Genomic DNA, 24,395 nt, shown 5'->3' with positions numbered 1-24,395 from the left:
ACTCCTGTTTGAATAGCTGCCTGCGCAGATTCAGTCTGCCCTACAGCGTGTTTTCAAGGATAAGGTGGCCCACGGCGGTGTTCGACGCAGGCACGTGGAAGAAGCGGTGCACCAGCTTGGGCGGCTTGCCACCGGCCACGTCGGCCATGGCGCCGCGGGCGATCAGCCACATCACCAGCTCGATGCCCTCGCTGCCCGCTTCGCGCACATACTCGATGTGCGACACCTTGGCCAGCTCGGCCGGCTCGGCGATCAGGCGGTCCAGGAAGCGGTTGTCCCAGTCCTTGTTGATCAGGCCGGCGCGCGGGCCTTGCAGCTGGTGGCTCATGCCGCCCGTGCCCCAGATCTGCACGTTCAGCGGCTGGTCGTAGCTCTCGATCGCGCGGCGGATCGCCTGACCCAGCGCAAAGCAGCGCTGGCCCGATGGCACCGGGTACTGCACCACGTTGACGTGAAAGGGGATGACCTGAACCGGCCAGGCGTCCGGGCTGCCGAACATCAGGTTCATCGGCACCGTCAGGCCGTGGTCGACCTTCAGGTCGTTGACGATGGTCAGATCAAAGTCCTGCTGGATCACCGACTGCGCGATGTGGCTGGCCAACTCCGGGTGGCCCTTCACCTTGGGCACCGGGCGCGGGCCGTAGCCTTCGTCCGCGGGCTCGAACTCGGCCGCCGTGCCGATGGCGAACGTCGGAATCACGCCCAGGTCGAAGCTGGTGGCGTGGTCGTTGTACACCAGGAAAACGACGTCGGGGCGGTTGTCCTTCATCCACTGTTTGGAGGGTTCGAAGCCCTTGAACAGCGGCACCCAGTAGGGCTCCTCCGTCTTGCCCATATCGATCGCCGCGCCAATCGCCGGCACGTGCGACGAATACACCGACGCGGTGATGCGTGCGTGCCCTTGCGCTGCGGTTTTAGGAGCTGCCTGCGCAGACTCCACCTTGGCTGCCAGTTGCTTTTGCGCAGTTTCCTCCTGCCAGGCCTTCCACGCTGCCGTCTGGCTGGCCGGGCCTTGGGCGTCACCGCCCTCGCCCACCACGCGGTTGCCTTCCGGGCTGCGGCCACCGGCGATCATCATGTCGCGGTACTGCTGCTCGGACATGCCGGTCATGCTACCCGCCATCTGCTGGAACGACAGCCCGTCGGTCGCGCCCAGCTTGGCCAGGAAGTAGATGTTGCCCCCGGTGCGCATGGCCCAGTTCAGGTCGCGCGCCCGCACAGCCGCTTTCTGCTCGTCGGTCATCGGCCACTCGGCCAGGTAGGCGTCTTCGTCGGCCTTGAAGCGCTCGCGGTTCTCGGCCTTCATCAGGCTCATGCAGAACTGGTTGAGCCAGTAGCCCTTGCGGCTCTGGTCGGCGTCGAAAATGGTGGTGCCCGGAACGTCCAGGTAGGGTTTTTCCAGTGCCATGGTTTCTCCTCTGTGTTGCCTCGATGAAGGCCGACGCCAGGGCGCCGACCGGTCGCGCCGTCAAGCCTCTTCGGGCCAGTACAGACGCATGGGGTTGTCCACCAGCAGCTTGCGTTGCAGCTCGGCGGTAGGCGCGATGTGCGGAATGAAGTCCACCAGCAGGCCATCGTCCGGCATGTGGTCCTTCAGGTTGGGGTGCGGCCAGTCGGTGCCCCACAGCACGCGGTCGGGGAAGGTTTCGACGATGCGGCGGGCAAACGGGATGACGTCGCGGTAGGCGTTCTGTTCGCCGTTCAGTGCCTTCGGCCCGGTGACGGACAGGCGCTCGGGGCAGCTGACCTTGCTCCAGACGTTGGGGTGTTCGCGCATGAACTTGACGAACAGCTCGAACTCCGGGCCGTCCACCGGCTGCGTCACATCGGGGCGGCCCATGTGGTCGACCACGATGGTCGTCGGCAAGGCGGTGAAGAAGTCCCACAGCTCGGGCAGGTCCACCGCTTCAAAGTAGATGACGACGTGCCAGCCGAGCTTGGCGATGCGACCGGCGATTTCCATCAGCTCGTCGCGCGGCGTGAAGTCGACCAGGCGCTTGACGAAGTTGAAGCGCACGCCGCGCACGCCGGCGTCGTGCAGGGCTTGCAGTTCGCTGTCGGTGATGGTGCGCTTGACGGTCGCCACACCCCGCGCGCGGCCGTTGCTGGAAACGCACGCATCGACCATGGCGCGGTTGTCGGCGCCATGGCAGGTGGCCTGCACCACGACGTTGCGGGCAAAGCCCAGGTGGTCGCGCAGGGCGAACAGCTGCGCCTTGCTGGCGTCGCAGGGCGTGTACTTGCGCTCAGGCGCGTAGGGGAATTCGGCACCGGGGCCGAACACGTGGCAATGCGCGTCGACGGCGCCAGCGGGCAGCTGGAAGGTGGGCCTGCTCGGGCCTTCGTACCAGTCCAGCCAGCCGGCGGTCTTGGTGAAGTCACCCGTGGTGGGTTGGCTCATGTCGGCTCCTTCAGTCGATGTACTTCAGGCCGGCCTTGGCCAGGCCTTCGCGCATCTTGTAGTAGTCCAGCCCCAGCGTGCCGGACGCGAATTCGGCGCGCTTGGCGCCTTCGTTGGCTTCGCGCGCGGCAGCGGCTTCGAGCGTCTTGGCGGCCAGCGCGCGCGGCACGCAGACCACGCCGTCGTCATCGGCCACGATGACGTCGCCCGGGTGCACGATCTGCCCGGCGCAGACCACCGGGATGTTGACCGAGCCCAGCGTCGCCTTGATCGTGCCCTTGGCGCTGATGGCCTTGCTCCAGACCGGGAAGTGGATCTCGTCGGCCAGCATGCGCACGTCGCGCACGCCGGCGTCGATGATCAGCGCGCGCGCGCCGCGCGCCTTGAAGCTGGTGGCCAGCAGGTCGCCAAAGTAGCCGTCGGTGCAGTCGGCGGTGACGCCAGCCACGACAATGTCGCCGGGGCGGATCTGCTCGGCCACGACGTGCATCATCCAGTTGTCCCCCGGCTGCAGCAGCACCGTGACGGCGGTGCCGCTGACCTTCTGGCCGGCTTGGATGGGCCGCATGTAGGGTTTGAGCAGGCCGACGCGGCCCATCGCTTCGTGCACGGTGGCGCTGCCAAGTTCGGCCAGCGCGTCGGCGGTCTTCGCGTCGGTGCGCTCGATGTTGCGGTAAACGACACCCAGTTCGTACATGTTCAAGTCTCCAATATGCTTCAAAAACAGGAGCTGGTCGCGCAGGTGGCTGTAAGGCTAGAGGCCGATTTCATTCGGAAAACGGCAAGCCCTGCCTCCACACCCTGCGCCCTGCGCCCTGCGCCCTGCGCCCTGCGCTCACTGGCCCTTGGCCTTCAGCGCCGCGTCCAGGCGCGGGTAGACGCGGCGTGCGTTGCCTTCGTAGACCTTGTAGCGCTCTTCGTCGCTCAGGTTGGCGGTGGCCTGCACGTAGCGCTTGGTGTCGTCGTAGTAGTGGCCCGTCTCCGGGTCGATGCCACGCACGGCGCCGATCATCTCGCTGGCAAACAGGATGTTGTCGACCGGGATCACCTTGGTCAGCAGGTCGATGCCCGGCTGGTGGTAGACGCAGGTGTCAAAGAAGATGTTGTGCAGCAGGTGGTCTTGCAGCAGCGGCTTCTTCATCTCCTGCGCCAGGCCGCGGAAGCGCCCCCAGTGGTAGGGCACCGCGCCACCGCCGTGCGGGATGACGAACTTCAACGTCGGGAAATCCTTGAACAAGTCGCCCTGCAGGCATTGCATGAAAGCCGTGGTGTCGGCGTTCAGGTAGTGCGCGCCGGTGGTGTGAAAGCAGGCGTTGCAGCTGGTGCTGACGTGCACCATGGCGGGGATGTCGTACTCGACCATCTTCTCGTAGATGGGGTACCAGATGCGGTCCGTGAGCGGCGGGCTGGTCCAGTGGCCGCCGGACGGATCGGGGTTCAGGTTGATGCCGACGAAACCGTAGTCCTTGACACACTTTTCCAGCTCGGGGATGCAGGTGGCCGGGTCCACGCCGGGCGACTGCGGCAGCATGGCCGCGCCGATGAAGTGGTCAGGGAACAGCTGGCTGACGCGGTAGCACAGCTCGTTGCAGATCGCGGCCCAGGTGCTGGACACATTGAAGTCGCCGATGTGGTGCGCCATGAAGCTGGCGCGCGGGCTGAAGATGGTCAGGTCGGACCCGCGTTCCTTCATCAGCTTGAGCTGGTTGGTCTCGATCGATTCGCGCAGCTCGTCGTCGCTGATCTTCAGGTCGGCTACCTTGGGCATGGCGGCCGGGTCCTTGATGCCGGCGATCTGCTGGTTGCGCCAGTTCTCCAGCGCCTTGGGCGCGGTGGTGTAGTGGCCGTGGCAATCGATGATCATGGGGTCTCCTGCAAGATAAGAAATTGGCAGAGCGCGCCCACGGCGCGCTTGTGCCAGATCAATGGGTGCCCGAAGGCGCCGCCAAAACGGGTTGGCCGGGGTCGGGGGCGCAGCGGTCCTTGATCAGCAGCGCGGCCGCCGCGATCAGCCCCGGTACACCCACGAGGATAAAGACCTCGGGCAGCGGCAGGTGGCGGCGCGCCAGCTCGGCCACCAGAAAAGACCCGGCGATGCCGCCAAAGCGGCCGATGCCCAGCGTCCACGCCACGCCGGTGGCGCGCCCGGCCGTCGGGTAGTAGGCGGCCGCCAGCGCCTGCATGGACGACTGCGCGGCGTTCATCAACAGCCCGGCGAAGAACACCGCAGCGGCCAACACCAGCGGCGGCGAGCCGACCACCTGGCCGATCAGACCCACCGCCAGGCAGGTGAGGAAATAGCCGGCGGCGATGATGCGGTTGGCGTTGAAGCGGTCCATCAGGTAGCCGAAGAAGATGGCACCGATGCCGCCCAACTGGAACAGCGCCGCAATGATCGATGCCTGCGATGCCTCGATACCGGCTTCCTTGAAGAGCACCGGCATCCAGTTGACCAGGCCGTAGACGATGACCAGGCCCATGAAGTAGGCCAGCCACAGCATCACCGTGCCCACGACGTAGCGGCGCGACAGAATCAGGCCGAGCCCGGTCTTGCCTTGCTCGGAGGGCGCCAACGCGCCCTTGACCTCGCCCATGACAAAAGCCCTGGCCCGCGCCGCGTCGGCCGAGATGCGTGTCAGCACCTTGCGGATGCGCTCCACCGGCGCGCCGCGCACGACCATGAAGCGCACCGATTCGGGCATGACGAACAGCATCACCACCACCAGCAGCAAGGGCACGATGCCGCCCAGGATCAACAGGCTGCGCCAGCCGTAGTGCGGGATCAACCAGGCCGCAAAGAAGCCGCCGAAGGCCGAGCCGATCGGGAAGCCGCAGAACATGCTGTTGGTGATGAACGAGCGCTTGCTGTCCGGGCAGTACTCGTTCATCAGCGTGACAGCATTGGGCATGGCCGCGCCCAGGCCCAGACCGGTGATGAAGCGGTAAATCTCCAGCTCGGTCAGGTTGGTGGCGGTGGCCGACACCAGCGACGCCACGCCCATCAGCGTGACCGCGCCGATCAGCAGCCATTTGCGGCCGAAGCGGTCGGCCAGCGGGCCGGCGCCCAAGGCACCAAAGGCCAGGCCAAACAGCGCGGCGCTGAGCACCGGCGCCAGCGCGGGCTTGTCGATGCCCCATTCGCTGATCAGCGAAGGCGCGATGAAGCCGATGGCCGCGGTGTCAAACCCGTCCATCAGCACGATCAGAAAGCTCAGCACGAAGATGCCCCACTGGTAGGGCGAAAACCGGTGCTCGTTGAGAAATTGCTGGACGTCGACGACGTCGGTGGCCGGGTGGGCGGGTGCGCTCAAGGTCTGTCTCCGAATTGCGAGGCTCATGGCAGCGCCGACTTGCACCGCGGGATTCCCTTCTCGCTCCGGGCGCATGCCGCGCCCTTTCTTCTTCTCGTCTCGGCTTGTAGAACCTGACCCGATTGTCCGGACGCCGGCGTGATGTGCCAGCCATCGGCCGGACTAGCAGCTATATCATTCAGGTATAGCTCAAATACAGCTATTCAAAACATGGATTTGCGCCAGATCGAGTACTTTGTCCGCGTGGCGGAACTCGGCAGCTTCACCCGGGCCGCCGCCGCGCTGGGCGTGGCGCAGCCGGCGCTGAGCCGGCAGATCCGGCTGCTGGAGGTGGAGCTGCGCCAGAACCTGCTCAAGCGCCACGGCCGCGGCGCCCAGCCGACGGAGGCTGGCCAACTGCTGCTGGAGCACGGGCGCGGCATCCTGCACCAGGTCGCCCACGCCCACGACGAGTTGGCGCGCCTGCGCGGCGGCCTGTCGGGTCGCGTGGCGCTCGGCCTGCCGCCGAGCGTGGCGCGCGTGCTGGCGGTTCCGCTGATGCAGGCGTTCCGCGCCGAGCTGCCGCAGGCGCGGCTGGCGATCAGCGAGGCCCTGTCCACCGGCATGGTCGAAAGCCTGGTCGCCGGTCGACTGGATGTGGCGGTGCTCTACAACGCCACACCGCTGGCCGAAGTGGAAATCACCCCTCTGTGCAGTGAGGAACTGCTGCTGGTCGAGCGCGCCACAGGCCCGGCGGCGCCTGCCGACCCCGACACGGACTACGCCACGCTGGGCGAGCTGAGTCGCCTGCCGCTGGTCATCCCCAGCCGGCCCAATGCGATCCGCATGCACGTGGAAACCACGCTGGCCGCCGTCGGCCTGCAGCCGGACGTGGCGATGGAGGTGGACGGCGTCCCGGCGATCCTCGACCTGGTCGCGGGCGGCGCCGGCTGCGCGGTGCTCTCTCGTCACGCCGTGGAGAGTGCGCCACGCCCGGACGCCTTCACGCTGCGCCGCATCCGCACGCCACGCGCGCTGGCGCTGGAAATTCCGCTGTTCACCGCCGTCAGCGCCCGCCGTCCCGCCACGCGCACGCAACAGGCGCTGCTGGCCCTGGTGCACGCGCAAGCCCGTGCGCACCTGCACAGAGCCTGAAAATACTATCGAAATGCTAGCTGCCCGCGCAATTCTGGCTTGCGCTGGCACGGCATTTTCCTATGTTTTCAGTCAAGGGAAAGCACCCCGGCTGCCTCTCCTGATGGATGGGCAGGCAGCCAACCGGCGGCAGACCCCCCGGCAGCATCAACCAGACGATGAGCGCGGCACCCAGGCCCGTACCGCCCCATGTTTCGCCCTATCGCCATCATTGTTGTTGACAATGAGAATGACTCGCATTTAATATAGCGACATTGCGATTCACCCTGCCTCAGGGCTGCTGTTCGACCATGATTGTCTGTGTCTGCAACCGAGTCTCCGACCGCGAAATCACGCGCCAGGCGCACGCCGGAATGAGCTTTGACGACATCCAGCTTGAGCTGGGTGTGGCGACTTGCTGCGGCCGCTGCGAAGGCTGCGCGCGTGAACTGGTCGAACAATGCAGCGCCAGCCACCCCGTGGCCGCGCTGCACCTGCAAACACCGGCTGCGCCCGGCGTAGTGGCGGGAGTCTGAGCCCCATGGGCGCCAGCGCCTGGTGGGCCGCCTGCGTGGCGCTTGCCCTGGTGACGGGCGCCACCTGGTGGGTGCTTCGGCGCTGAGTCGCGCCCTCTTTTTCTGCCTTTTTCCTGACACCTGTCACAGCCTGCCGCCCGGCGGGCCCCGGTTGCCTGTTTTCGCCCACAATGTCCGCCTCCGTGCCCGCCCCTTCCCCAACCGTGCCGCACATCAGCCGCAACGCCGCCATCGTGGGCAGTGTCGTGCTGATGCACGGCATCGGCCTGTGGGCGCTGAACAACGGCCTGCTGCAGCGCGCCGTGGAAGTGGTGGTGCCTGCCGAAATCCTGGCCGAGTTCATCGCGCCGCCACCGCCGCCTGCCGCGCCGCCCGCGCCTGCACCGGTGGTCCAGCCGCCACCGCCTGAGCCGGTCAAGCCGCGCGTCGCGCCCGCTCCGGCCCCGCGGCCCAAACCCGCGCCGCGCCCGGCGCCCGCCCCCAAGCCGCTAACGGTGCAGGAGGCCGCGCCCACCGCCCCGGCCATGGAAGCCGCGCCACCGGCCCCCGCACCCGTGCCGGCGCCGCCGTCTCCCCCACCGCCGGCCCCGCCCGCGCCACCGGCGCCGGCGCCTGAAGTGGTGGTGCAGCCGTCGACCAACGCCGCCCACCTGAACAACCCGCGCCCGCCCTACCCGGCGATGAGCAAGCGGCTGGGCGAAACCGGCCGCGTGATCGTGCGTGTGCTGATCGGCCCGGACGGCCGCGCGCAGGAAGCGCGCATTCAGCGCTCCAGCGGTTTCGACCGGCTCGATCAGGTCGCCCTGGAAACCGCCCGCGACCGCTGGCGCTACCGGCCCGGCACGCGCAATGGCGTGCCCGAGGCGATGTGGTTCAACGTGCCGATCAATTTCGAGCTGACCGACTGAGCGGCGCCGCATTCAAGAGTTTGACGTTTTGGAGTGAGTGAGATGAATTCGCAATTTGGATTGACGCACGTCTGGGCCCAGGGCGACTGGGTGACGCGCAGCGTGTTTGCGGCCTTGGTGCTGATGTCGCTGGCCTCGTGGGTGGTGATCCTGATCAAGGCGCTGGACGTGATGCGCGCCAAGCGTCAGGCCGCCCGCGTCGAGAGCTTCTGGCACTCGGCCGACATGGCCGAAGGGCTGAACAAGCTGGGCGACGCCGACCGCAACCCGTTCCGCGAACTGGCGGTGGAAGGCCGCGAAGCCGCCGCCCACCACCGCGCCACCAAGGCGCAGCTGCACGACAGCCTGGACGCCAGCGACTGGATCTCGCGCGCCCTGCGCAACAGCATCGACAACGCCACCGGCCGCCTGCAGGCGGGCCTGGCGATCCTGGCCTCGGTCGGCTCCACCGCGCCTTTCGTCGGGCTGTTCGGCACCGTCTGGGGCATCTACCACGCGCTGATGAGCATCGGCCAGGCCGGCCAGGCCAGCATCGACCAGGTGGCCGGCCCGATCGGCGAGGCGCTGATCATGACCGCGCTGGGCCTGGCGGTGGCCATCCCCGCGGTGCTCGGCTACAACGCGCTGGTGCGCGGCAACAAGCACATCCTGGCCAAGCTGGGCCGCTTCGCGCACGACCTGCACGCCTACTACGTCACCGGTGCCCGCGTGACCGCCAGCCAGGCGGACGCCCGCGTGGTGCCGATGAAGAAAGCCTGATCGGAGCACACACCATGGCCGGATTCATCGCCGACGAGCACGACGAGGTGATGAGCGAGATCAACATGGTCCCGTTCATCGACGTGATGCTCGTGCTGCTCATCATCTTCATCATCACCGTGCCGGTGATGAAGCACGCGGTCAACGTCGAGCTGCCGCGCGCCAGCAACGAGAAGGAGCTGATCAAGCCCGAAACCGTCAACCTGACGGTGCAGGCCGACGGCAGCTACGCGCTGGGCGACGAAAAGATCGCCGACGACCAGCTGGCCCCGCGCCTGCAGGCCGAAGCCGCCAAGCAGCCGCAGCCCGACCTGCACATCCGCGGCGACCGCGACGTGCGCTACGAGCGCGTGGCGCAAGCCATGGCCGCCGCACAGCAGGCCGGCCTGAAGAAGATCGGCTTCGTGACCGAGCCCAAAACGGCGCCCTGACCCCGGAGACCCCTCATGAGCCTCTCGTCCGCACCCGTGTCGACCACCACCTTGCGCATGCCCCGCCCTGCCGCGCGTGCGCAGCCCGAAGCGGCGCCCGCCGCCGCGCCCATGCCCAGCGACCAGCTGCTGCAGGGCCGCAAGGCGATCGAGATCAGCCACAACGGCTCGGTCTACCGCCTGCAGGCCACCAAGCTCGGCAAGCTGATCCTGACCAAATAAACGCCGCATCGGGCCGCGCCAGCCGCCCGACCGCCGCACCCTTTCATCGTGGGAGGCGCCCCGTAGGCGCCATTGACAGAGCCAGCCAGGTTTGCCCAGCCAACTCTCTTTTCCTCGAATGGCGCCATCGCCCGGCGCTTTGTAAAGAAATCTGGCGCTAGCCCTACAGCCCCCTGCGCAGGCAGCTACGCTTAATATAGCGCCCTCGCCGCTTGTCCGCAGGCTGTTCAACGCCCCTCAAGTCGCCCAGATGCGCGGCACTACGTCCGGCAACCCCCACAGCACCTCACGCCACGCCCCCCGCACGCGCCGCAGCGCGGCCACCGCGGGCTCCACCACCGGCGCCGCCACGCGCGCCACCAGCACCCGCGGCTCGGGGCTGGTCACCCCGCCGTCCCAGGCTGCCTGTGCCGTCGGCTCACCCAGGGCAGCGCGGGCCGCGTCGAGCGCCTGTTCACGCCGCGTACGGTCCAGCGGCGCGCCGGCCACGAAGAACACGCTCGCCAGACAGCGGTGCCCGCCCAGGCCCAGCGGACTCTCCAGCAGCCGCTGATCGCTGGCGGCAATCTTGCCGCGCTCCAGCCACCCCCCCGGCACCTCGATGTGCTGCAGCAGGCTGCCCGCGGCAAACGGCTGGTCGGCGAGAGGCAGGCCCAGCGCCGTGATGTCCCACCCCATCAGCTCGCCGCCCGGCGCCACGTCCAGAGTCAGGTGGTTCTCGGCCTGGCAACCGCTGTAGCAAATCGCCTCCTGCGGCAGCCATTCAAGCCTGCCTCCGCCGGCCACCTGCAGCGCCGCGCGCTGCACGCCAGCCTCGCCTTCGCTGCGGTAAAACCGCGTCGCGCCCGGCGTGGTCACGAGGCCATGCGCGCCCTCGCCCACGCTCACCCGTATGTCCAGCACGTCGCCGCCCACGATGCCACCGGGCGGGTGCACCAGCACGTTGTGGCACACCGCATCGCCCTCGGGGTACAGGCTTTGCAGGACGCGCAGCGGGCCGCTGTGCCGGTGCCGCGCGACGCAGCGGCCGTGCTCGGCGCGGTAGTCGATGTGCAGGTCGGCGTGCCAGGTCATGCGGCGATTATCGGTGGCAGGCCGCCGTCCGCGACACCCGCACCGTTTCGCACAAAAAAACACTGCCCGCGCTGGACAGGCCAGCGCGGGCAGCTATGGTTTTGGAAGCGATCCGCGCGCCTGCGCGGACCAGCGCTTCAGTAAGTCTCCAGGTGCAGCCGCCCTTCCTTCTTCAGGCGCGGGCCGATGTCGTCCCAGTTCAGGCCTGCGCCCTGCGCCACGTCGCGCAGGGCCAGCACGACGCCCTCTTCCATGCTTTTGAGGCCGCAGACGTAGAAGTGGCTGTTGGCGTCCTGCAGCAGGCCAGCCAGATCGGCGGCGCGTTCGCGCATAAGGTCCTGCACGTACTTCTTGGGCGCGCCCTGCGTACGGCTGAAGGCGAAGTTGATGTCGATGAAGTCCTTGGGCAGGCCGAGCAGCGGGCCGAAGTACGGCAGCTCTTCCTTGGTGCGGGCGCCGAAGAACAGCATCAGCTTGCCGCCCTCGAACTTGCCCGACTTGCGCAGACGCCGGCGCCACTCGGTCATGGCGCGCATGGGCGCCGAGCCGGTGCCGGTGCAGATCATGACGATGTGGCTGCGCGGGTGGTTGGGCATCAGGAAGCTGGTACCGAACGGGCCGGTGACCTGCACTTTGTCGCCCACCTTCAGATCGCACATGTAGTTGCTGGCGACGCCGCGCACGGGCTTGCCGTCGTAGTCTTCCAGCACGCGCTTGATGGTCAGGCTGATGTTGTTGTAGCCGGGCCGTTCGCCGTTGCGCGGGCTGGCGATGCTGTACTGGCGCGGGTGGTGCGGCTTGCCGCGCTCGTCCACGCCGGGCGGGATGATGCCGATGGACTGCCCTTCCAGCACCGGAAACGGCATGCTGCCGAAGTCCAGCATGATGTGGTGGGTGTCGTACTGGGTGCCGACTTCGGTCACACGCACCGTGCCCACCACGGTGGCGGTGACGAATTTTTCGGCCGCCTTGGGGCCGTACAGGTTGGCGAAGGCGGCGGCGGCCGACCAGGGCGGGATGGTGGCGCCGTAGGCGGCCGAGTTGAAGGGCGCTTCGCCCGTCGGGTCGGCGGCCGGTGCAGCCTGCGCTTGCGGCTGCAGGTCGGCCGCGGCGTCGGACGCGCCATCGGCCACGCCGAGCGCGGCCAGCTCTTCCGGGGTTTTCTCCGGCGGCAGCTCTTCCCAGCTGAACTGTTCTTCCAGCGTGTAGGGCTGGGCCTTGGGCACCAGGCGCCAGTTGTCGATGCTGCCGGTGGGGCATGGCGAGATGCAGGCCATGCAGAAGTTGCACTTGCTGGCGTCGACCACGTAGTTGTTGCTGTCGTGCGTGACCGCCAGTTGTGGGCAGACGGATTCGCAGGTGTTGCAGCGGATGCAGATCTCGGGGTCGATCAGGTGCTGCTTGAGGATGGCGGTGTCGGCTGTGGCGGTGTCGCTCATCGTGGTCTCCGCGGGAATCTGAGAATTGACAAGGTCAGTATGCAACAAGGCCACGGCGACGGGGCGCCGCGCGTGGCCTTGCCAGGCTGCTGGGCCGCCGCCGGGGCGGCGGCTGCGCCGTGCGATCAGTTGAAGCGCACGTACTCGTAGTCCACCGGCTGGCGGTTGATGCCCATGACCGGCGGTGCGATCCAGTTGGCGAACTGGCCGGGCTCAACCACGCGGCCCATCAGGCTGGCGACGAAGGCGAAGTCTTCCGGGCTGGGCAGCCACTCGTCCTTCTTGGCGGCCCATTCGGCGTCGTTCACGATGCGGCCTTCGGGCGACATGCGGATGCCGGCCAGCGCGCCGATCTGGCGGTTGAACGCCTTGTGCGGCACGGTGAGGCGGGTGGGGATGCCGGCTTTTTCCAGCACCTTGTTCCAGCGGCCGACGCCGGCGACGGAGTCCTTGATGAAGTCGTCGCGCAGCACTTCATTCAGCGCGTTGAGCATCGGCACTTCCTTCTCGACCAGCTGGCCGTTCTGCACTTCCAGCACCTTGTAGGTCTGGCCCTTGAGCAGGTGGTCGTCGTCGCGCTTGCCTTCTTCGTAGCGGCCCTTCAGGCCCGAGCTGTAGAAGATGGCGGCGTTGCTGGACTGGTCCGCGCCGAACAGGTCGATCGTCACCGAGTAGTGGAAGTTCAGGTAGCGCTGGATGGTACCCAGGTCGATCGCGCCGGCGGCACGGATCTTCTGCGGGTCGTCGGTCTTCAGCTCGTTCATCAGCTGCGCGGTGCGCTGGATCACGCGCGACACGCCGGATTCGCCGACAAACATGTGGTGCGCCTCTTCGGTCAGCATGAACTTGGTGGTGCGCGCCAGCGGGTCGAAGGCACTTTCAGCCAAGGCCGACAGCTGGAACTTGCCGTCGCGGTCGGTGAAGTAGGTGAACATGAAGAAGGCCAGCCAGTCCGGCGTCTTCTCGTTGAAAGCGCCCAGGATGCGGGGGTTGTCCTGGTCACCCGACTGGCGCTGCAGCAGGGCTTCGGCTTCTTCACGGCCGTCGCGGCCGAAGTGCTTGTGCAGCAGGTAGACCATGGCCCACAGGTGGCGGCCTTCTTCGACGTTGACCTGGAACAGGTTGCGCAGGTCGTACTGGCTCGGGCAGGTCAGGCCGAGGTGGCGCTGCTGCTCGACCGACGCCGGCTCGGTGTCGCCCTGCGTCACGATGATGCGGCGCAGGTTGGCGCGGTGCTCGCCCGGCACGTCCTGCCAGGCCTTTTCGCCCAGGTGGTCACCGAAGTGGATCTTGCGTTCGGCGTCGCCCGGGTTCAGGAAGATGCCCCAGCGGTAGTCGCGCATCTTGACGTGGCCAAACTGCGCCCAGCCGTTCGGGTCCACGCTGACGGCGGTGCGCAGGTAGACATCGAAGTTGGTCGAGCCTTCGGGGCCCACGTCGTCCCACCAGTTGATGAAGTTCGGCTGCCAGCTTTCCAGCGCGCGCTGCAGCGTGCGGTCGTCCGACAGGTTGACGTTGTTGGGGATCTTCTGGCTGTAATCGATGCTGCTCATGGGAGTCTCCTGAAGGATGGAAGCGATGAACGAATACTATGAATTCAGTAGCTGTCTGCGTAGGTGGTTGTAGCGCTGGCAGCCGATTTCCTTACCAATAGCGGCGCAGCGCCATCACACGCGGTTCATGTCGAACTGGGCCTTGTCGCCCTTGCCGTAAACCTTCAGCGCGCCCTTCTCGCCCACAGCGTTGGGGCGCTGGAAGATCCAGTTCTGCCAGGCCGAGAGGCGCCCGAAGATGCGGGTGAACATGTTCTCTTGCTGGGCAAAGCGCAGGTTGGCTTCCAGGCCCGTGAGCGCGTCGGGGCTCATGGCGGCGCGCTCTTCCAGGGCGATGCGGATCTCGTCGTTCCAGTCGATGTCGTCCAGCGCGGCGGTGATCAGGCCCAGTTTTTCGGCCGCTTCGCCGTCCAGCTTCTGGCCGATCGCGGCCTTGGCGGCAGACAGCGGTGCGTCTTCTTCGTAGAAGCGGCGCGCCAGGCGCGACTGGCCGTTGACCATGGGGTAGGTGCCGAAGTTGAGTTCGTTCAATTCCAGCGTCGGGGCCTTGGCCGGCTCGTCGGGCAGGATCAGCATGTAGGCGCGGTCGGCGCAGAAGGCCAGCTCGGCCAGCGTGCCGGCAAAGCAGCTGCCGGATTCGATCAAAGCGAACAGGCTGCGCGAGGACACATCCAGGCGCGCCAGCGTGCGGCGCAGCATGCCCAGGGTTTCGCGCACGAACCAGTGGTCCTTGTGGGCCAGCATCAGCGCATCGTTGGTCAGCACGGCGGCGGCGTCGCCTTCGGTCTTCAGCACCCAGGCGCCGATGTCCAGCTCGTTGGTGCGCATGCACAGGATGGCGTCGTCCAGCTCGCGCGCCATCTGCAGCGGGTACCAGGCGGCGCCGGCGGCTTCGATGCCGGCGATGTCGGTCGGCTGCGCGCCGTTGGGCGCCTTCACGGTAAAGGTGGCCACGCGCTTGGCACGGTCGATGTCGACCTTGACGTAGGTGTACACCACACCGGCTTCGGACTCGGTGCGCTCCACTTTCGGCAGCGCCACGCCCTTGCCAGCGGCCGGCCGGTCGCTGCCAGCGGCCAGTTGGCCGGCGCGCTCGGCGACGAAGGCGTCGAACTGTGCGGGCTTGACCACCGCGTCGACCAGGCGCCATTCCACGGCCTTCTGGCCGCGCACGCCTTCGCTGGTCGTGCAGAAGATGTCGGCGCGGTCGTGGCGCACGTGGCGCTTGTCGGTCACGCGGGTCAGGCCGCCGGTGCCGGGTAGCACGCCCAGCAGCGGCACTTCGGGCAGGCTGACGGAGGACGAGCGGTCGTCGACCAGCACGATGTCGTCGCAGGCCAGGGCCAATTCGTAGCCACCGCCGGCGCAGGCGCCGTTCAGCGCGGCCAGGAACTTCAGGCCGCTGTGCTGGGAGGAATCCTCAATGCCGTTGCGGGTTTCGTTGGTGAACTTGCAGAAGTTCACCTTCCAGGCGTGGCTCGACAGGCCCAGCATGAAGATGTTGGCGCCGGAGCAGAACACGCGGTCCTTGCCGCTGGTCACGACCACGGTGCGCACTTCGGGATGCTCGAAGCGGATGCGCTGCAGCGCATCGTGCAATTCGATGTCGACGCCCAGGTCGTAGCTGTTGAGCTTGAGCTTGTAGCCCGGGCGGATGCCCGCGTCTTCATCGATGTCGATGGCCAGTTTGGCGACCGGGCCGTCGAAGCTGAGTTGGAGGTGGCGGTACTGGCTCGGGTCGGTGCGGTAGTCGACTTGGGGCTGTGCGCTCATGTGTTGTCTCCTGCGGGTCTGAAAGGGGGCGGATGGGGTGGGGTGCTCGTCTTTGCCGACTTCTTCAACCGGCATGAGATGAATAATAGTGCAAGTTTCCGCACCCGTCAATGCATTTTAATGCATCTTTTGATTCAACCACCGTGCGCGACCACCTTCTTCACCTGCTTGCGCAGTTCGCCGTAGGTGGTTTCTTCGTCGCCCGCGCTGGTGTCGATGCGCAGGTCGGCCTTGGCGTAGAACGGCGCCCGCCCGACCAGGATGCGCTTGAGGTCTTCCATCGCCTCGGCGCTGGCCGCCATGGGCCGCATGTCGCCCTGCGCCGCCACGCGGCCCATGTGGTCGGCCGGGTCGGCCTGCAGCCAGATCGTGTAACAGTGCTGCAACAGCAGGTTGAAGTTGGCCGCGTCGGACACCAGACCGCCCGGGGTGGCGATCACCACTTCGGGGTAGATCTGGATGGCCTCTTCGAGCGCCCGGCGCTCGTAGCGGCGGTAGGCGTTGGTGCCGTACAGGTTGTGGATCTCGTTGATGCTGCAGCCGGCGAACTGCTCGATCTCGCGGCTCAGTTCGATGAAGGCGTAGCCCAACTCGTCCGCCAGACGCTGGCCCAGCGTGGACTTGCCGGCGCCGCGCAGGCCAATCAGCGCGATGCGCGTGGTGCGGATGCGGTCGGCATCGCCCGGCGCGTGGAACAGTTCCGACAGCGACTGGCGCGCGCGGCGCAGATCGGCTTCGTTGCGGTGCTCGAGCAGTTCGCGGATCATCAGCCATTCGGGCGACGAGGTCGTCACGTCGCCCAGCAACTCGCTCAGGTCGCAATGCAGCGCCTGCGCCACCTGCAGCAGCACGAGGATGGACGCATTGCCGGTGCCGTATTCCAGATTGGCCAGGTGCCGCTCGGACACCTCGGCCGCCTGCGCCACCGCCTTGCGCGTCAGCCCGCGGCGCGAACGCAAAGTGCGTACACGCTCACCCAGCGCCATCAGAAAAGGGTGCCGCACCCCTTCAGCGGCGGGAGGGGACGGGGTTCGGGCCAGTTCTTCGATCGTCGCGTTCATGGGTTGGGTGCTCCAGTGCGCAGCGGGCCGTCCGGAGAACCCACCTCTTGACATGCACTTTAATGCATGTACCATCGTACGCACAATAGTGCATTTCACCACGCACGCCGCTCGGACGCAAATGCCACGCGTCCTCGGAGGGACGCTGCTTCTGGGGTGAAACACATGGCCATCGACCGCGTTCTTCCGGAGACAACACCATGACGACGCCCACGCCCGTGACCCCGCCACCCGAGCGGTTCAACATCGCCGACCACCTGCTCGGCGCCAACACGCAGCGCGCCGACAAGCCCGCCTTCATCGACGACACCGGCCAGATCACCTACGGCCAGTTGGCCGAACGCGTGCAGCGCCTGGCGGCCGGGTTGAAGGCGCTGTACCTGCGGCGCGAGGAGCGGGTGCTGGTGCTGATGCAGGATTCGATCGACTGGCCGGTCGCGTTCCTGGGCAGCCTGTACGGCGGCATGGTGCCCGTCGCGGTGAACACGCTGCTGACGGCCGACGACTACGCCTACATGCTCGAACACTCGCGTGCGCAGGCGGTGTTCGTGTCGGGCGCACTGCTGCCGGTGCTGAAAAGCGCCATGACCCGCAGCGACCACGAGGTGCAGAAGGTCATCGTGTCGCGTCCGCAGGCGCCGCTGGAGCCCGGCGAGGTCGAATTCAGCGCCTTCCTGGCCGCGCAGTCGCCGCTGGACAAGCCCGCGCCGACCAGCCCGGACGACCCCGCGTTCTGGCTGTATTCCAGCGGCTCCACCGGTCGGCCCAAGGGCACCGTGCATTCGCACGGCAACCCGTACTGGACTTGCGAGCTGTACGCCAAGGCGGTGCTGCGGCTGACGCCCGACGACATCTGCTTTTCCGCCGCCAAGCTGTTCTTCGCCTACGGCCTGGGCAATGGCCTGACGTTCCCGATGAGCGTGGGCGCCACCACGGTGCTGATGGGCGAGCGCCCCACGCCCGACGCCACCTTCGCCCGCTGGACGGGAACGTCGCCCGGCCTGAATGGCCGCAAGCCGACCGTGTTCTTTGGCGCGCCCACCGGCTTTGCCGGCATGCTGGCCCACCCCGCCCTGCCGAAACGCGAAGACGTGGCCATGCGCCTGGTGTCGTCCGCCGGTGAAGCGCTGCCGGCCGAGTTGGGCGAGCGCTTCAAGGCGCACTTTGGCGTGGACATCGTGGACGGCATCGGCTCGACCGAGATGCTGCACATCTTCATCTCCAACCGGCCCGAGCGCGTGCGCTACGGCAGCACCGGATGGCCCGTGCCAGGCTACGAGATCGAACTGCGCGGCGACGACGGCGGCCCCGTGCCCGACGGCGAGCCGGGCGACTTGTACATCGCCGGCCCCAGCGCCGCCATGATGTACTGGGGCAACCGCACCAAGACGCGCGACACCTTCCAGGGCGGCTGGACCAAGAGCGGCGACAAGTACGTGCGCAACGCCGACGGCAGCTACACCTACAGCGGCCGCAGCGACGACATGCTGAAGGTCAGCGGCATCTACGTCAGCCCGTTTGAGGTGGAAGCCACACTGGTGCAGCACCCCGCCGTGCTGGAAGCCGCCGTGGTCGGCAAGGAAGACGCCAACGGCCTGACCAAGACCTGCGCCTACGTGGTCTGCAAGCCCGGCGCCAGCGTGGGGGAAGACGAGCTGAAAGCCTTCGTCAAGGACCGCCTGGCGCCCTACAAGTACCCGCGCAGCATCGAGTTCGTGGACGAACTGCCCAAGACGGCCACGGGCAAGATCCAGCGCTTCAAGCTGCGCCAGCAGGTTGGGGGGTAAATTGCGCGCGCCGCAGGCTCAGCTAAGGCGGAACATGAGCCGTAGAATAAACGCCCGATGCCCACGACGCGCCACAGGGAAGCTTCGCGGCGAAGCGACGAATTCACATAAACGAGGCGTATCCACACTCTCAGAGCTCGTTGATTGGCTCTGGTGCCGAGTTCGGAATTCGCTGACTACAAAAATGTTAGCAGGCGCTTCGGATTTTCGACAAGTATGGTCGAAATCTCTTGCTCGGTGAATCCATGGCGCCGCATGATTGGGATCACGTTCTCATAGATGTGCCCGTAACCATGACCACCATAGTTAACTAGGCGCGTTTGGTGACAGATGTCGTGGCTGATCAAAATCTGCGAAAGATGCCCATGCTTGATGAGCATGCGGATGTACTTCAGGCGTTGGGCATCGTTGAGCCCGTCGATGTCCCCTAGGGAATAGTACGCATACTCCTGTCCGAACAGATCGAACTCTAGGACGCATCCCGTGTCAGCGAGACGAAGGAGACGCTCGTGATCGAAGATGGTGCGGTCGATGTGGCTGATGATGACCCTCTCCAGCGGGTAGCCATGCTTGGCCACGAAGTCCACCACTTCTTGCGGTTGGTCGGGATGGCGTCCCGGATGTACATTCAGCGCGGCGCCGGTTTCGGCTTGCGCGATCAGCGCTCCGCGCATCACCCGCTTCTCCAAGTCGGTCCAGGGTGACTGGCATCCGATTTCTCCGATGATGCCGGCGCGCACGTCGGTACCCCAAGCGCCTTCCAAGACTTGCGCAATGACTTCCTTGGCGAAACTATCGACGGAGCGTTCGTGGTTGCTTTGGTCCTGATAGGAGTCAACGTAATGCCCGCAACCCATCACCACATGGGCGCCAGTATTTTCCGAGATGGTGCGGAGGCCGAACGGATCCGGCGCCAAGCCGCCGCTGCTGAGTTCGACGATGGACTGGCCACCAACCTCCAGCATCATCTTGACCTCACTGGTGGCGGTTTCCCAGTTCCGAAAAATCCGGTTTCGAGGATATTTCACGCGATCGTAGTTGATCCTAAAGCAGTTGCACAGCGAGATTTCAGGGCCCTGATCAACAGCGGCCTTCATTTCCGCCGTACGTATGTCCCACAGCAAATGCTCGTGCATTAACGTCTTGCCGAGCGCATCAGGCTCGATCAGACCACACACGGTTTGGACTTTTCCTCGAAGCTGATTTCTCGACACGGCTTTCGTGTCCTTCGATAAAGCTTGAGTCATCATGATTTCCAAAAAACGTTCTTATTCCAAAGTCAGGCCAAGCTGCCGAATCAGATTGCCATTTACCTTGCGCTCCTGGGCAATGAAGCTGCCAAACTCCGTCGGCGTATTGCCCACTGCTTCAGCGCCCACCGCGGCGAGCTTCGAACGCAGAGCAGGCTTTTTCAGTGCGATGGCAATCTCTCGCGACAATCTCTCGACAATGGCAACCGGAGTACCTGCTGGCGCGACAACGCCATTCCACGAGTAGTTCACAAGTTCAGGGTAGCCTAGCTCCTTCAGCGTCGGAACTTCCGGCAACAATGGCGAACGCTCCTGACCTGTCACGACAAGCGCTCGAACTTTACCGGTCTGAATGTGTGGGCCCAGAGTGGACAGAGAATCAATCATGAAACCAACCCTGCCACTCACCACGTCGGCCATCGTGTCAGCCGTTCCCTTGTAAGGGACGTGCAGAATATGCTTCATGCCTGTCACGTGCGCCATGCGCTCGCTGAACAAGTGGACTTGCGAGCCGACACCGCTTGTCGCGTAGGTCAAGGGGGTGGAGGCACTATTGGCCGTCTTTACTAGATGTGAATAGGACGTCGCATCTGGGCGCGCAGTCACCAGCAACAGCAAAGTCTTGGTCAACTGGGAAACAGGCGTGAGATCATCTGGACCATACGGCAGTTTGCGGTAGAGCGTAGCGTTGTTGGCGTAGGCGCCAATGACCAAACCCAGGGTATAGCCATCGGGGGAAGCCTTGGCGACAATGTCGGTGCCAAGAATACTGTTGGCTCCCGGTTTGTTGTCAATCACTATCGGCTGCCCCATCTGGGCCGACACCTCTTTCATGACATCGCGTGCAACGATGTCGGTATTGCCGCCCGCCGAATAGGGCACTACCACGCGGATCGGTCGGGCCGGATAGTTTGCTTGGGCAAATGCGGCGCCGGCGCAGGTCAATACCAAGCCGACGGCCACACGGCCCAGGCTCCTCCAGGAAGTGCGATGTTCATTCATCTCTGTAGTCTCCGTTCATGCAAATACCGCAAACAAGATGACTGGATGCTCAGGCCGAGGGAAGAATTGCCCCGCAGCCCTTCTGTCAGGCATGTCCAAAACTACTCGGGCGTCGCACCGGAAGCCCGAACGGCCCTACCCCACATCTCTGTCTCGCTCTTGACGAAGCGGCCAAACTCAGCTGGCGACATGGGTGAGGGAACAGCGCCCAACTGCTTGAATTTCTCTCGGACCGCCGGCTCCTCTAGCGCCTTGTTGATCGCGGCATTCAGCTTCGTAACTATGTCAGCAGGCGTACCCTTTGGTGCGGCCATTCCGAACCATGCTGAGACGGCATAGTCCGGGTAGCCCGATTCCGCAACAGTAGGAATGTCTGGCGCACTCGGCGACCGCTCCTTGCTTGTGACCGCCAACGCTCTCAGCTTGCCCGAGCGAGCAAACGGCAACGCGGAAGGCATATTGTCAAAACTAAGTTGCACTTGGCCAGCGATCAGATCCTGCATGGCGGGGGCGCTTCCCTTGTATGGCACATGGAGCATATCGATGCCCGCTTGAATATTGAAGAGTTCACCGGCCATATGGGTTGACCCACCGGTCCCAGCGGATGCGAATGCAAGCTTGCCCGGATTTTTCTTCGCGTAATCGACCAGCTCTTTCACACTATGGATTGGCAAAGAGGGATTAACGACCAACAGGTTGGGAGAAGACACAAAGCCGCCCACATGCTCAAAATCTTTTGCGATATCGAATTTGAGATTCTTGAATAAGGTCTGATTAATTGCTGAGGTTACAGCAAAAACCAGCAATGTGTAACCATCAGGTGCAGCCGCGTTGACAAAAGCGGTCGCGAGGTTACTGCTAGCCCCTGCTTTATTTTCCACGACGAACGACTGACCCAACGTTTTGCTGATCTCAGCGGCTACGATCCGTGCTGCAATGTCCGTCGTGCCCCCCGGAGAGAACCCGACGACCACACGGACTGGACGATCTGGATAGGCAGCAAAAGCAGGTATGGCGCATGCTGTAGCAACTATGAAACTCGAAATCAATCGCTTAGTCGTCGGGAAGAGTAATGATGTGTTCATGATGGATCGATGAAGTGTTGACGAACGAGCTATTGAATCGAATTAATTTGGCTCTAACGCACACCGAGCCAAGACTTTGATTCCACTGAGAAAATCCTTAGTTTTCATGGCTTCATGTATATTGTGACTTCCGTTCTGGTTTCGCACGATGACCATCCCAGAAGGCACCCCAGCTCGAGCAAATAGCGCAGCGTCGTGACCGACTGTGGGTATGCGGCGCACACCGAAACCGAGCTCGCAAGCCGTTTTTTCGATCTTAGACATCAAATCGTCATCAAGTTGAACTGCATCAGTGCCTACTCGAGTTCCGAGATCGAATGACACTCCGAACTCGTTCTCGATCCGTGCGGCTTCGGTAAGGATGTTCTCGTACAACTGATCTCGAACGGCATTATTGGTGCCTCCAACATTGAGGCTAAAGGTGACTTCACCCGGCACTTTGGTCAGTGCATGTTCGGTAGGGTTGGTCGAAAAAATGCCGATATTGAGCACCAGATCATCGTTGCCTCCCGCACTAAGAAGCTCTTGCCAGAATCGGTCTGCGGCGGCCACCAGATGCGCTGTTGCAGTTACTGCGTCCTTGCGCAAGTGACGCGGCACCCCAGCGGAGTGTGCGTATTCGCCACGACAGGATGCGAAGGGATGACGGATGTTTCCACGAATCGCTGTCGCGGCCCCGATGGGAATGCCTTCAGCCTCGAGTAGTGGGCCTTGCTCGATATGGAGCTCCAAATAGGCTTTGACCTGTTGCACATCAATCTGACCCTTCCCCAGTGCTTGGATATCGATATCCACCCCCAAGTCAATAAGGTGTTGGGCCAACGTCTTACCAGTAATCCGATGCTTAAGCGAGGTCAGTTGGTCTCCATTGAATTCACCGAGAAGCAGTCGGCTTCCTATGTACGCGGTACCAAACCATGGACTCTCCTCCCCTCTGAACCCTATTGTTTTTAGCTTGTACTTGGGCACAATGCCACGACGTTTGCATGCAACCTGGAGAAGAACGCCCGCGACCACGCCGGCGAGACCATCATAGTTGCCACCCATGGGAACCGAATCGAGATGAGATCCCATCAGGACAACTTTCTCGTTATCCATTCCCTCAAGTTCATACTCAAAGTTGCCGACAGCATCCTGACCGCAATGTAGCCCTTCGGCTTCGAAAAATTCACACAAGACGCTGCCCGCTGCCGTCTCTTGGTCGCAGTAGGCTGGTCGCGTAATGCCCTCCCCATCACGCGATTTATCGGCGATCCTGGCGAATAACTCCTCCGCTAAATTATCAAGCTCATCAATTTCTGCGTCAAATTGAGTCAACATATTTATCCTTCGTTAGTCGTTTTGTGTGTGGACAGTGCGCGTGTTGTGGCGCATGCCGACCACTTCACACCCTCAGTCGCCGCACAAAATGGGAAACGGCGTCGATAAGCTGTTGTGTTTCAACCTCTCCCATGGGCAGTGAAAGATTGAACATGCCGCGTCGCGCGGCCCAAATGCCTTGATCGAGCATGTCGAAATAGAACAGGTCACGCAGCATCTGACAGCTCCGCACCAGATCTCGGATACTGCGCACCGGCCCCTCGCACATATGCACGTTCATCATCGATCCGATGCCGGTGAATTGCATCGGGAAGACTGCGGTATTGGCGATCTCGTTCAGCTCAGATCGAAGTCTGTCACCACGTTGAGTCAGAGCTACGGCCGTTTGCGGCGTAAAAATTTGGGCCAAACCCACTGCCCCCGCGGACATAGTGAACACGTTGTTATTGAACGTACCCGCGTGCGCGATATAGCCGGGCAGCAGTGGGTTAAATCGCGCCATGATGTCCGCACGGCCGCCGAACGCGCCGAAGCTGAAACCAGCCCCAATATATTTGCCCAACGTGGTCATGTCGGGCGCGATATCAAGCACACCCTGGAGGCCACCGCCATTCAAACGGGATGTCATCACTTCGTCGAAGATCAGAATGACACCGTTTTCCTGCGTCCATGCGCGCAGGGCGCGCAGGAAGGCTGGCTCCGCCGGAATACAACCACCTGAACCCTGCATCGGCTCAATGATCACGCAAGCGAGATCTTTTTGATTGGCCTCCAGCAGCGCGTGAACGGCCTCCCAATCGTTGTAGGGCGCTCGCACAAAGTCAAAAGGCGCGGTCAACGGGCTGCGAGCCGCGCCAAACACAAAAACACCGCCGTGATAGGCACCTTCGAACACCATCACCTTGGACTTTTTGCTCACAGCCCGCGCGACGGATATCGCGTAAAGATTGGCTTCAGTGCCAGAGTTGGCGAAGCGCACCTGCGCTATGGAGGGAAAACGCTCGCAGATCAGGTTCGCAAGCGCTTCTTCTTGCTGAATATGGCCGCCGCGCACCCAGCCACTGTTCAACGCCTCGAGCACCGCTTGCCTGAGAACAGGGTCGGAATGGCCGTACAGACCGGCTGTGAATTCACCCAGAAAATCGACGTAAGTTCGCCCGTCGAGCGAAGTCACACGGCAACCTTCAGCGGAGGACAGCGTGATGGGGAAAGGATCCGAGAACAAAACTGTGCGCGTATTGCCTCCAGGCAGCACACGAGCTGCCTTCTGGTGTTGTTCCAAACTCTTTGGATTGTTTGCACGATAAGAAGCCCTGGCTTCGCCAAGTAGGTGCTCCAGCACAGCGGTGTTCGGGAATTGACGTGTCATC

22 protein-coding genes and 1 pseudogene are annotated in these 24,395 nt (G+C 64.2%); 7 read left to right on the top strand and 16 right to left on the bottom strand.

The genetic code is table 11. The features are described from left to right. Nucleotides 1-40 precede the first annotated feature (40 nt). The 6 genes and pseudogenes from FVQ98_RS05820 to FVQ98_RS05800 form a co-directional block, all read right to left on the bottom strand. Nucleotides 41-940: a class III extradiol dioxygenase subunit beta gene (locus FVQ98_RS05820; protein ID WP_255507654.1), complete on the bottom strand. Its 900-nt coding sequence runs from the start codon at nt 938-940 to the stop codon at nt 41-43. 99 nt (nt 941-1,039) lie between these two features. Further along, nucleotides 1,040-1,408, bottom strand: a pseudogene (gene ligA, locus FVQ98_RS20015) (protocatechuate 4,5-dioxygenase subunit alpha); the annotation flags it as partial. Between the two features lie 60 nt (nt 1,409-1,468). After that, nucleotides 1,469-2,401, bottom strand: a complete 933-nt coding sequence (locus FVQ98_RS05815; RefSeq protein ID WP_147912477.1) for an amidohydrolase family protein — start codon at nt 2,399-2,401, stop codon at nt 1,469-1,471. 10 nt (nt 2,402-2,411) lie between these two features. Further along, nucleotides 2,412-3,098 carry a 4-carboxy-4-hydroxy-2-oxoadipate aldolase/oxaloacetate decarboxylase gene (ligK, locus tag FVQ98_RS05810; protein WP_147912476.1) on the bottom strand — a complete coding sequence of 229 codons (687 nt, stop codon included), beginning with the start codon at nt 3,096-3,098 and terminating at the stop codon, nt 2,412-2,414. A 138-nt stretch (nt 3,099-3,236) separates the two neighbouring features. Beyond that, complete coding sequence (locus FVQ98_RS05805; RefSeq protein ID WP_147912475.1) at nt 3,237-4,265, bottom strand: amidohydrolase family protein; 1,029 nt, start codon at nt 4,263-4,265, stop codon at nt 3,237-3,239. 58 nt (nt 4,266-4,323) lie between these two features. Then, nucleotides 4,324-5,739 carry an MFS transporter gene (locus FVQ98_RS05800; protein ID WP_147912474.1) on the bottom strand — a complete coding sequence of 472 codons (1,416 nt, stop codon included), beginning with the start codon at nt 5,737-5,739 and terminating at the stop codon, nt 4,324-4,326. Nucleotides 5,740-5,922: 183 nt separating this feature from the next. Here FVQ98_RS05800 and FVQ98_RS05795 point away from each other — a divergent pair, with 183 nt between their 5' ends. The 6 genes from FVQ98_RS05795 (at nt 5,923) to hemP (ending at nt 9,681) form a co-directional block, all read left to right on the top strand. Further along, nucleotides 5,923-6,846 (top strand): LysR substrate-binding domain-containing protein, encoded by a 924-nt coding sequence (locus FVQ98_RS05795; protein WP_147912473.1) that lies wholly within the window; start codon nt 5,923-5,925, stop codon nt 6,844-6,846. Between the two features lie 290 nt (nt 6,847-7,136). Then, nucleotides 7,137-7,361, top strand: a complete 225-nt coding sequence (locus FVQ98_RS05790; protein WP_147912472.1) for a (2Fe-2S)-binding protein — start codon at nt 7,137-7,139, stop codon at nt 7,359-7,361. Between the two features lie 170 nt (nt 7,362-7,531). Further along, a complete protein-coding gene (locus FVQ98_RS05785) occupies nt 7,532-8,269 on the top strand; it encodes an energy transducer TonB (protein ID WP_147912471.1) in 738 nt (245 codons plus the stop codon). A 42-nt stretch (nt 8,270-8,311) separates the two neighbouring features. After that, nucleotides 8,312-9,028 (top strand): MotA/TolQ/ExbB proton channel family protein, encoded by a 717-nt coding sequence (locus FVQ98_RS05780; RefSeq protein ID WP_147912470.1) that lies wholly within the window; start codon nt 8,312-8,314, stop codon nt 9,026-9,028. 14 nt (nt 9,029-9,042) lie between these two features. After that, on the top strand, nt 9,043-9,459 hold the full coding sequence (locus tag FVQ98_RS05775; protein ID WP_147912469.1) for an ExbD/TolR family protein: 417 nt from the start codon (nt 9,043-9,045) through the stop codon (nt 9,457-9,459). Between the two features lie 57 nt (nt 9,460-9,516). Continuing rightward, the gene (hemP, locus tag FVQ98_RS05770; protein WP_255507653.1) at nt 9,517-9,681 is read left to right on the top strand and encodes a hemin uptake protein HemP; all 165 of its coding nucleotides are present in this window, start codon (nt 9,517-9,519) and stop codon (nt 9,679-9,681) included. Between the two features lie 237 nt (nt 9,682-9,918). On the opposite strand, the gene FVQ98_RS05765 is transcribed toward hemP, so the two are convergent. From FVQ98_RS05765 to FVQ98_RS05745, 5 genes are all read right to left on the bottom strand, one after another. Then, nucleotides 9,919-10,755, bottom strand: a complete 837-nt coding sequence (locus tag FVQ98_RS05765) for an urease accessory protein UreD (protein WP_147912467.1) — start codon at nt 10,753-10,755, stop codon at nt 9,919-9,921. Nucleotides 10,756-10,892: 137 nt separating this feature from the next. Next, on the bottom strand, nt 10,893-12,194 hold the full coding sequence (gene boxA / locus FVQ98_RS05760) for a benzoyl-CoA 2,3-epoxidase subunit BoxA (protein ID WP_147912466.1): 1,302 nt from the start codon (nt 12,192-12,194) through the stop codon (nt 10,893-10,895). 125 nt (nt 12,195-12,319) lie between these two features. Next, nucleotides 12,320-13,747 carry a benzoyl-CoA 2,3-epoxidase subunit BoxB gene (boxB, locus tag FVQ98_RS05755; RefSeq protein ID WP_147912465.1) on the bottom strand — a complete coding sequence of 476 codons (1,428 nt, stop codon included), beginning with the start codon at nt 13,745-13,747 and terminating at the stop codon, nt 12,320-12,322. Between the two features lie 114 nt (nt 13,748-13,861). Then, complete coding sequence (gene boxC / locus FVQ98_RS05750; RefSeq protein ID WP_147912464.1) at nt 13,862-15,520, bottom strand: 2,3-epoxybenzoyl-CoA dihydrolase; 1,659 nt, start codon at nt 15,518-15,520, stop codon at nt 13,862-13,864. 134 nt (nt 15,521-15,654) lie between these two features. Next, the gene (locus FVQ98_RS05745) at nt 15,655-16,581 is read right to left on the bottom strand and encodes a helix-turn-helix transcriptional regulator (protein ID WP_147912463.1); all 927 of its coding nucleotides are present in this window, start codon (nt 16,579-16,581) and stop codon (nt 15,655-15,657) included. A 200-nt stretch (nt 16,582-16,781) separates the two neighbouring features. Between FVQ98_RS05745 and FVQ98_RS05740 the strand changes: the two genes are divergently transcribed. Next, nucleotides 16,782-18,368 carry a benzoate-CoA ligase family protein gene (locus FVQ98_RS05740; protein ID WP_147912462.1) on the top strand — a complete coding sequence of 529 codons (1,587 nt, stop codon included), beginning with the start codon at nt 16,782-16,784 and terminating at the stop codon, nt 18,366-18,368. A 176-nt stretch (nt 18,369-18,544) separates the two neighbouring features. Here the strand turns inward: FVQ98_RS05740 and FVQ98_RS05735 are convergent, their stop codons facing one another. The 5 genes from FVQ98_RS05735 to FVQ98_RS05715 form a co-directional block, all read right to left on the bottom strand. After that, nucleotides 18,545-19,618 (bottom strand): phosphotriesterase family protein, encoded by a 1,074-nt coding sequence (locus tag FVQ98_RS05735; RefSeq protein ID WP_255507652.1) that lies wholly within the window; start codon nt 19,616-19,618, stop codon nt 18,545-18,547. Nucleotides 19,619-19,636: 18 nt separating this feature from the next. Further along, complete coding sequence (locus tag FVQ98_RS05730) at nt 19,637-20,620, bottom strand: Bug family tripartite tricarboxylate transporter substrate binding protein (RefSeq protein WP_147912461.1); 984 nt, start codon at nt 20,618-20,620, stop codon at nt 19,637-19,639. Nucleotides 20,621-20,721: 101 nt separating this feature from the next. Further along, entirely contained in the window at nt 20,722-21,705 is a 984-nt protein-coding gene (locus tag FVQ98_RS05725) for a Bug family tripartite tricarboxylate transporter substrate binding protein (RefSeq protein WP_147912460.1), read from the bottom strand. A gap of 42 nt (nt 21,706-21,747) precedes the next feature. Beyond that, entirely contained in the window at nt 21,748-23,025 is a 1,278-nt protein-coding gene (locus FVQ98_RS05720) for a Zn-dependent hydrolase (RefSeq protein WP_147912459.1), read from the bottom strand. A 64-nt stretch (nt 23,026-23,089) separates the two neighbouring features. Continuing rightward, the gene (locus FVQ98_RS05715) at nt 23,090-24,394 is read right to left on the bottom strand and encodes an aspartate aminotransferase family protein (RefSeq protein ID WP_147912458.1); all 1,305 of its coding nucleotides are present in this window, start codon (nt 24,392-24,394) and stop codon (nt 23,090-23,092) included. Between the last annotated feature and the right edge of the window lies 1 nt (nt 24,395).

This window comes from Ottowia flava (assembly GCF_008017535.1).
GTDB lineage: Bacteria > Pseudomonadota > Gammaproteobacteria > Burkholderiales > Burkholderiaceae_C > Ottowia > Ottowia flava.
Note: the sequence above shows the minus strand (reverse complement) of the source record. Positions and strands in the feature narration are given on the sequence as shown.

Bases quoted from the DNA above. Each gene is read 5' to 3' on its own strand.
- FVQ98_RS05815 (WP_147912477.1), bottom strand. From the start codon at position 2,401: ATGAGCCAACCCACCACGGGTGACTTCACCAAGACCGCCGGCTGGCTG.
- ligK (WP_147912476.1), bottom strand. From the start codon at position 3,098: ATGTACGAACTGGGTGTCGTTTACCGCAACATCGAGCGCACCGACGCG.
- FVQ98_RS05805 (WP_147912475.1), bottom strand. From the start codon at position 4,265: ATGATCATCGATTGCCACGGCCACTACACCACCGCGCCCAAGGCGCTG.
- FVQ98_RS05800 (WP_147912474.1), bottom strand. From the start codon at position 5,739: ATGAGCCTCGCAATTCGGAGACAGACCTTGAGCGCACCCGCCCACCCG.
- FVQ98_RS05795 (WP_147912473.1), top strand. From the start codon at position 5,923: ATGGATTTGCGCCAGATCGAGTACTTTGTCCGCGTGGCGGAACTCGGC.
- FVQ98_RS05790 (WP_147912472.1), top strand. From the start codon at position 7,137: ATGATTGTCTGTGTCTGCAACCGAGTCTCCGACCGCGAAATCACGCGC.
- FVQ98_RS05785 (WP_147912471.1), top strand. From the start codon at position 7,532: ATGTCCGCCTCCGTGCCCGCCCCTTCCCCAACCGTGCCGCACATCAGC.
- FVQ98_RS05780 (WP_147912470.1), top strand. From the start codon at position 8,312: ATGAATTCGCAATTTGGATTGACGCACGTCTGGGCCCAGGGCGACTGG.
- FVQ98_RS05775 (WP_147912469.1), top strand. From the start codon at position 9,043: ATGGCCGGATTCATCGCCGACGAGCACGACGAGGTGATGAGCGAGATC.
- hemP (WP_255507653.1), top strand. From the start codon at position 9,517: ATGCCCCGCCCTGCCGCGCGTGCGCAGCCCGAAGCGGCGCCCGCCGCC.
- FVQ98_RS05765 (WP_147912467.1), bottom strand. From the start codon at position 10,755: ATGACCTGGCACGCCGACCTGCACATCGACTACCGCGCCGAGCACGGC.
- boxA (WP_147912466.1), bottom strand. From the start codon at position 12,194: ATGAGCGACACCGCCACAGCCGACACCGCCATCCTCAAGCAGCACCTG.
- boxB (WP_147912465.1), bottom strand. From the start codon at position 13,747: ATGAGCAGCATCGATTACAGCCAGAAGATCCCCAACAACGTCAACCTG.
- boxC (WP_147912464.1), bottom strand. From the start codon at position 15,520: ATGAGCGCACAGCCCCAAGTCGACTACCGCACCGACCCGAGCCAGTAC.
- FVQ98_RS05745 (WP_147912463.1), bottom strand. From the start codon at position 16,581: ATGAACGCGACGATCGAAGAACTGGCCCGAACCCCGTCCCCTCCCGCC.
- FVQ98_RS05740 (WP_147912462.1), top strand. From the start codon at position 16,782: ATGACGACGCCCACGCCCGTGACCCCGCCACCCGAGCGGTTCAACATC.
- FVQ98_RS05735 (WP_255507652.1), bottom strand. From the start codon at position 19,618: ATGATGACTCAAGCTTTATCGAAGGACACGAAAGCCGTGTCGAGAAAT.
- FVQ98_RS05730 (WP_147912461.1), bottom strand. From the start codon at position 20,620: ATGAATGAACATCGCACTTCCTGGAGGAGCCTGGGCCGTGTGGCCGTC.
- FVQ98_RS05725 (WP_147912460.1), bottom strand. From the start codon at position 21,705: ATGAACACATCATTACTCTTCCCGACGACTAAGCGATTGATTTCGAGT.
- FVQ98_RS05720 (WP_147912459.1), bottom strand. From the start codon at position 23,025: ATGTTGACTCAATTTGACGCAGAAATTGATGAGCTTGATAATTTAGCG.
- FVQ98_RS05715 (WP_147912458.1), bottom strand. From the start codon at position 24,394: ATGACACGTCAATTCCCGAACACCGCTGTGCTGGAGCACCTACTTGGC.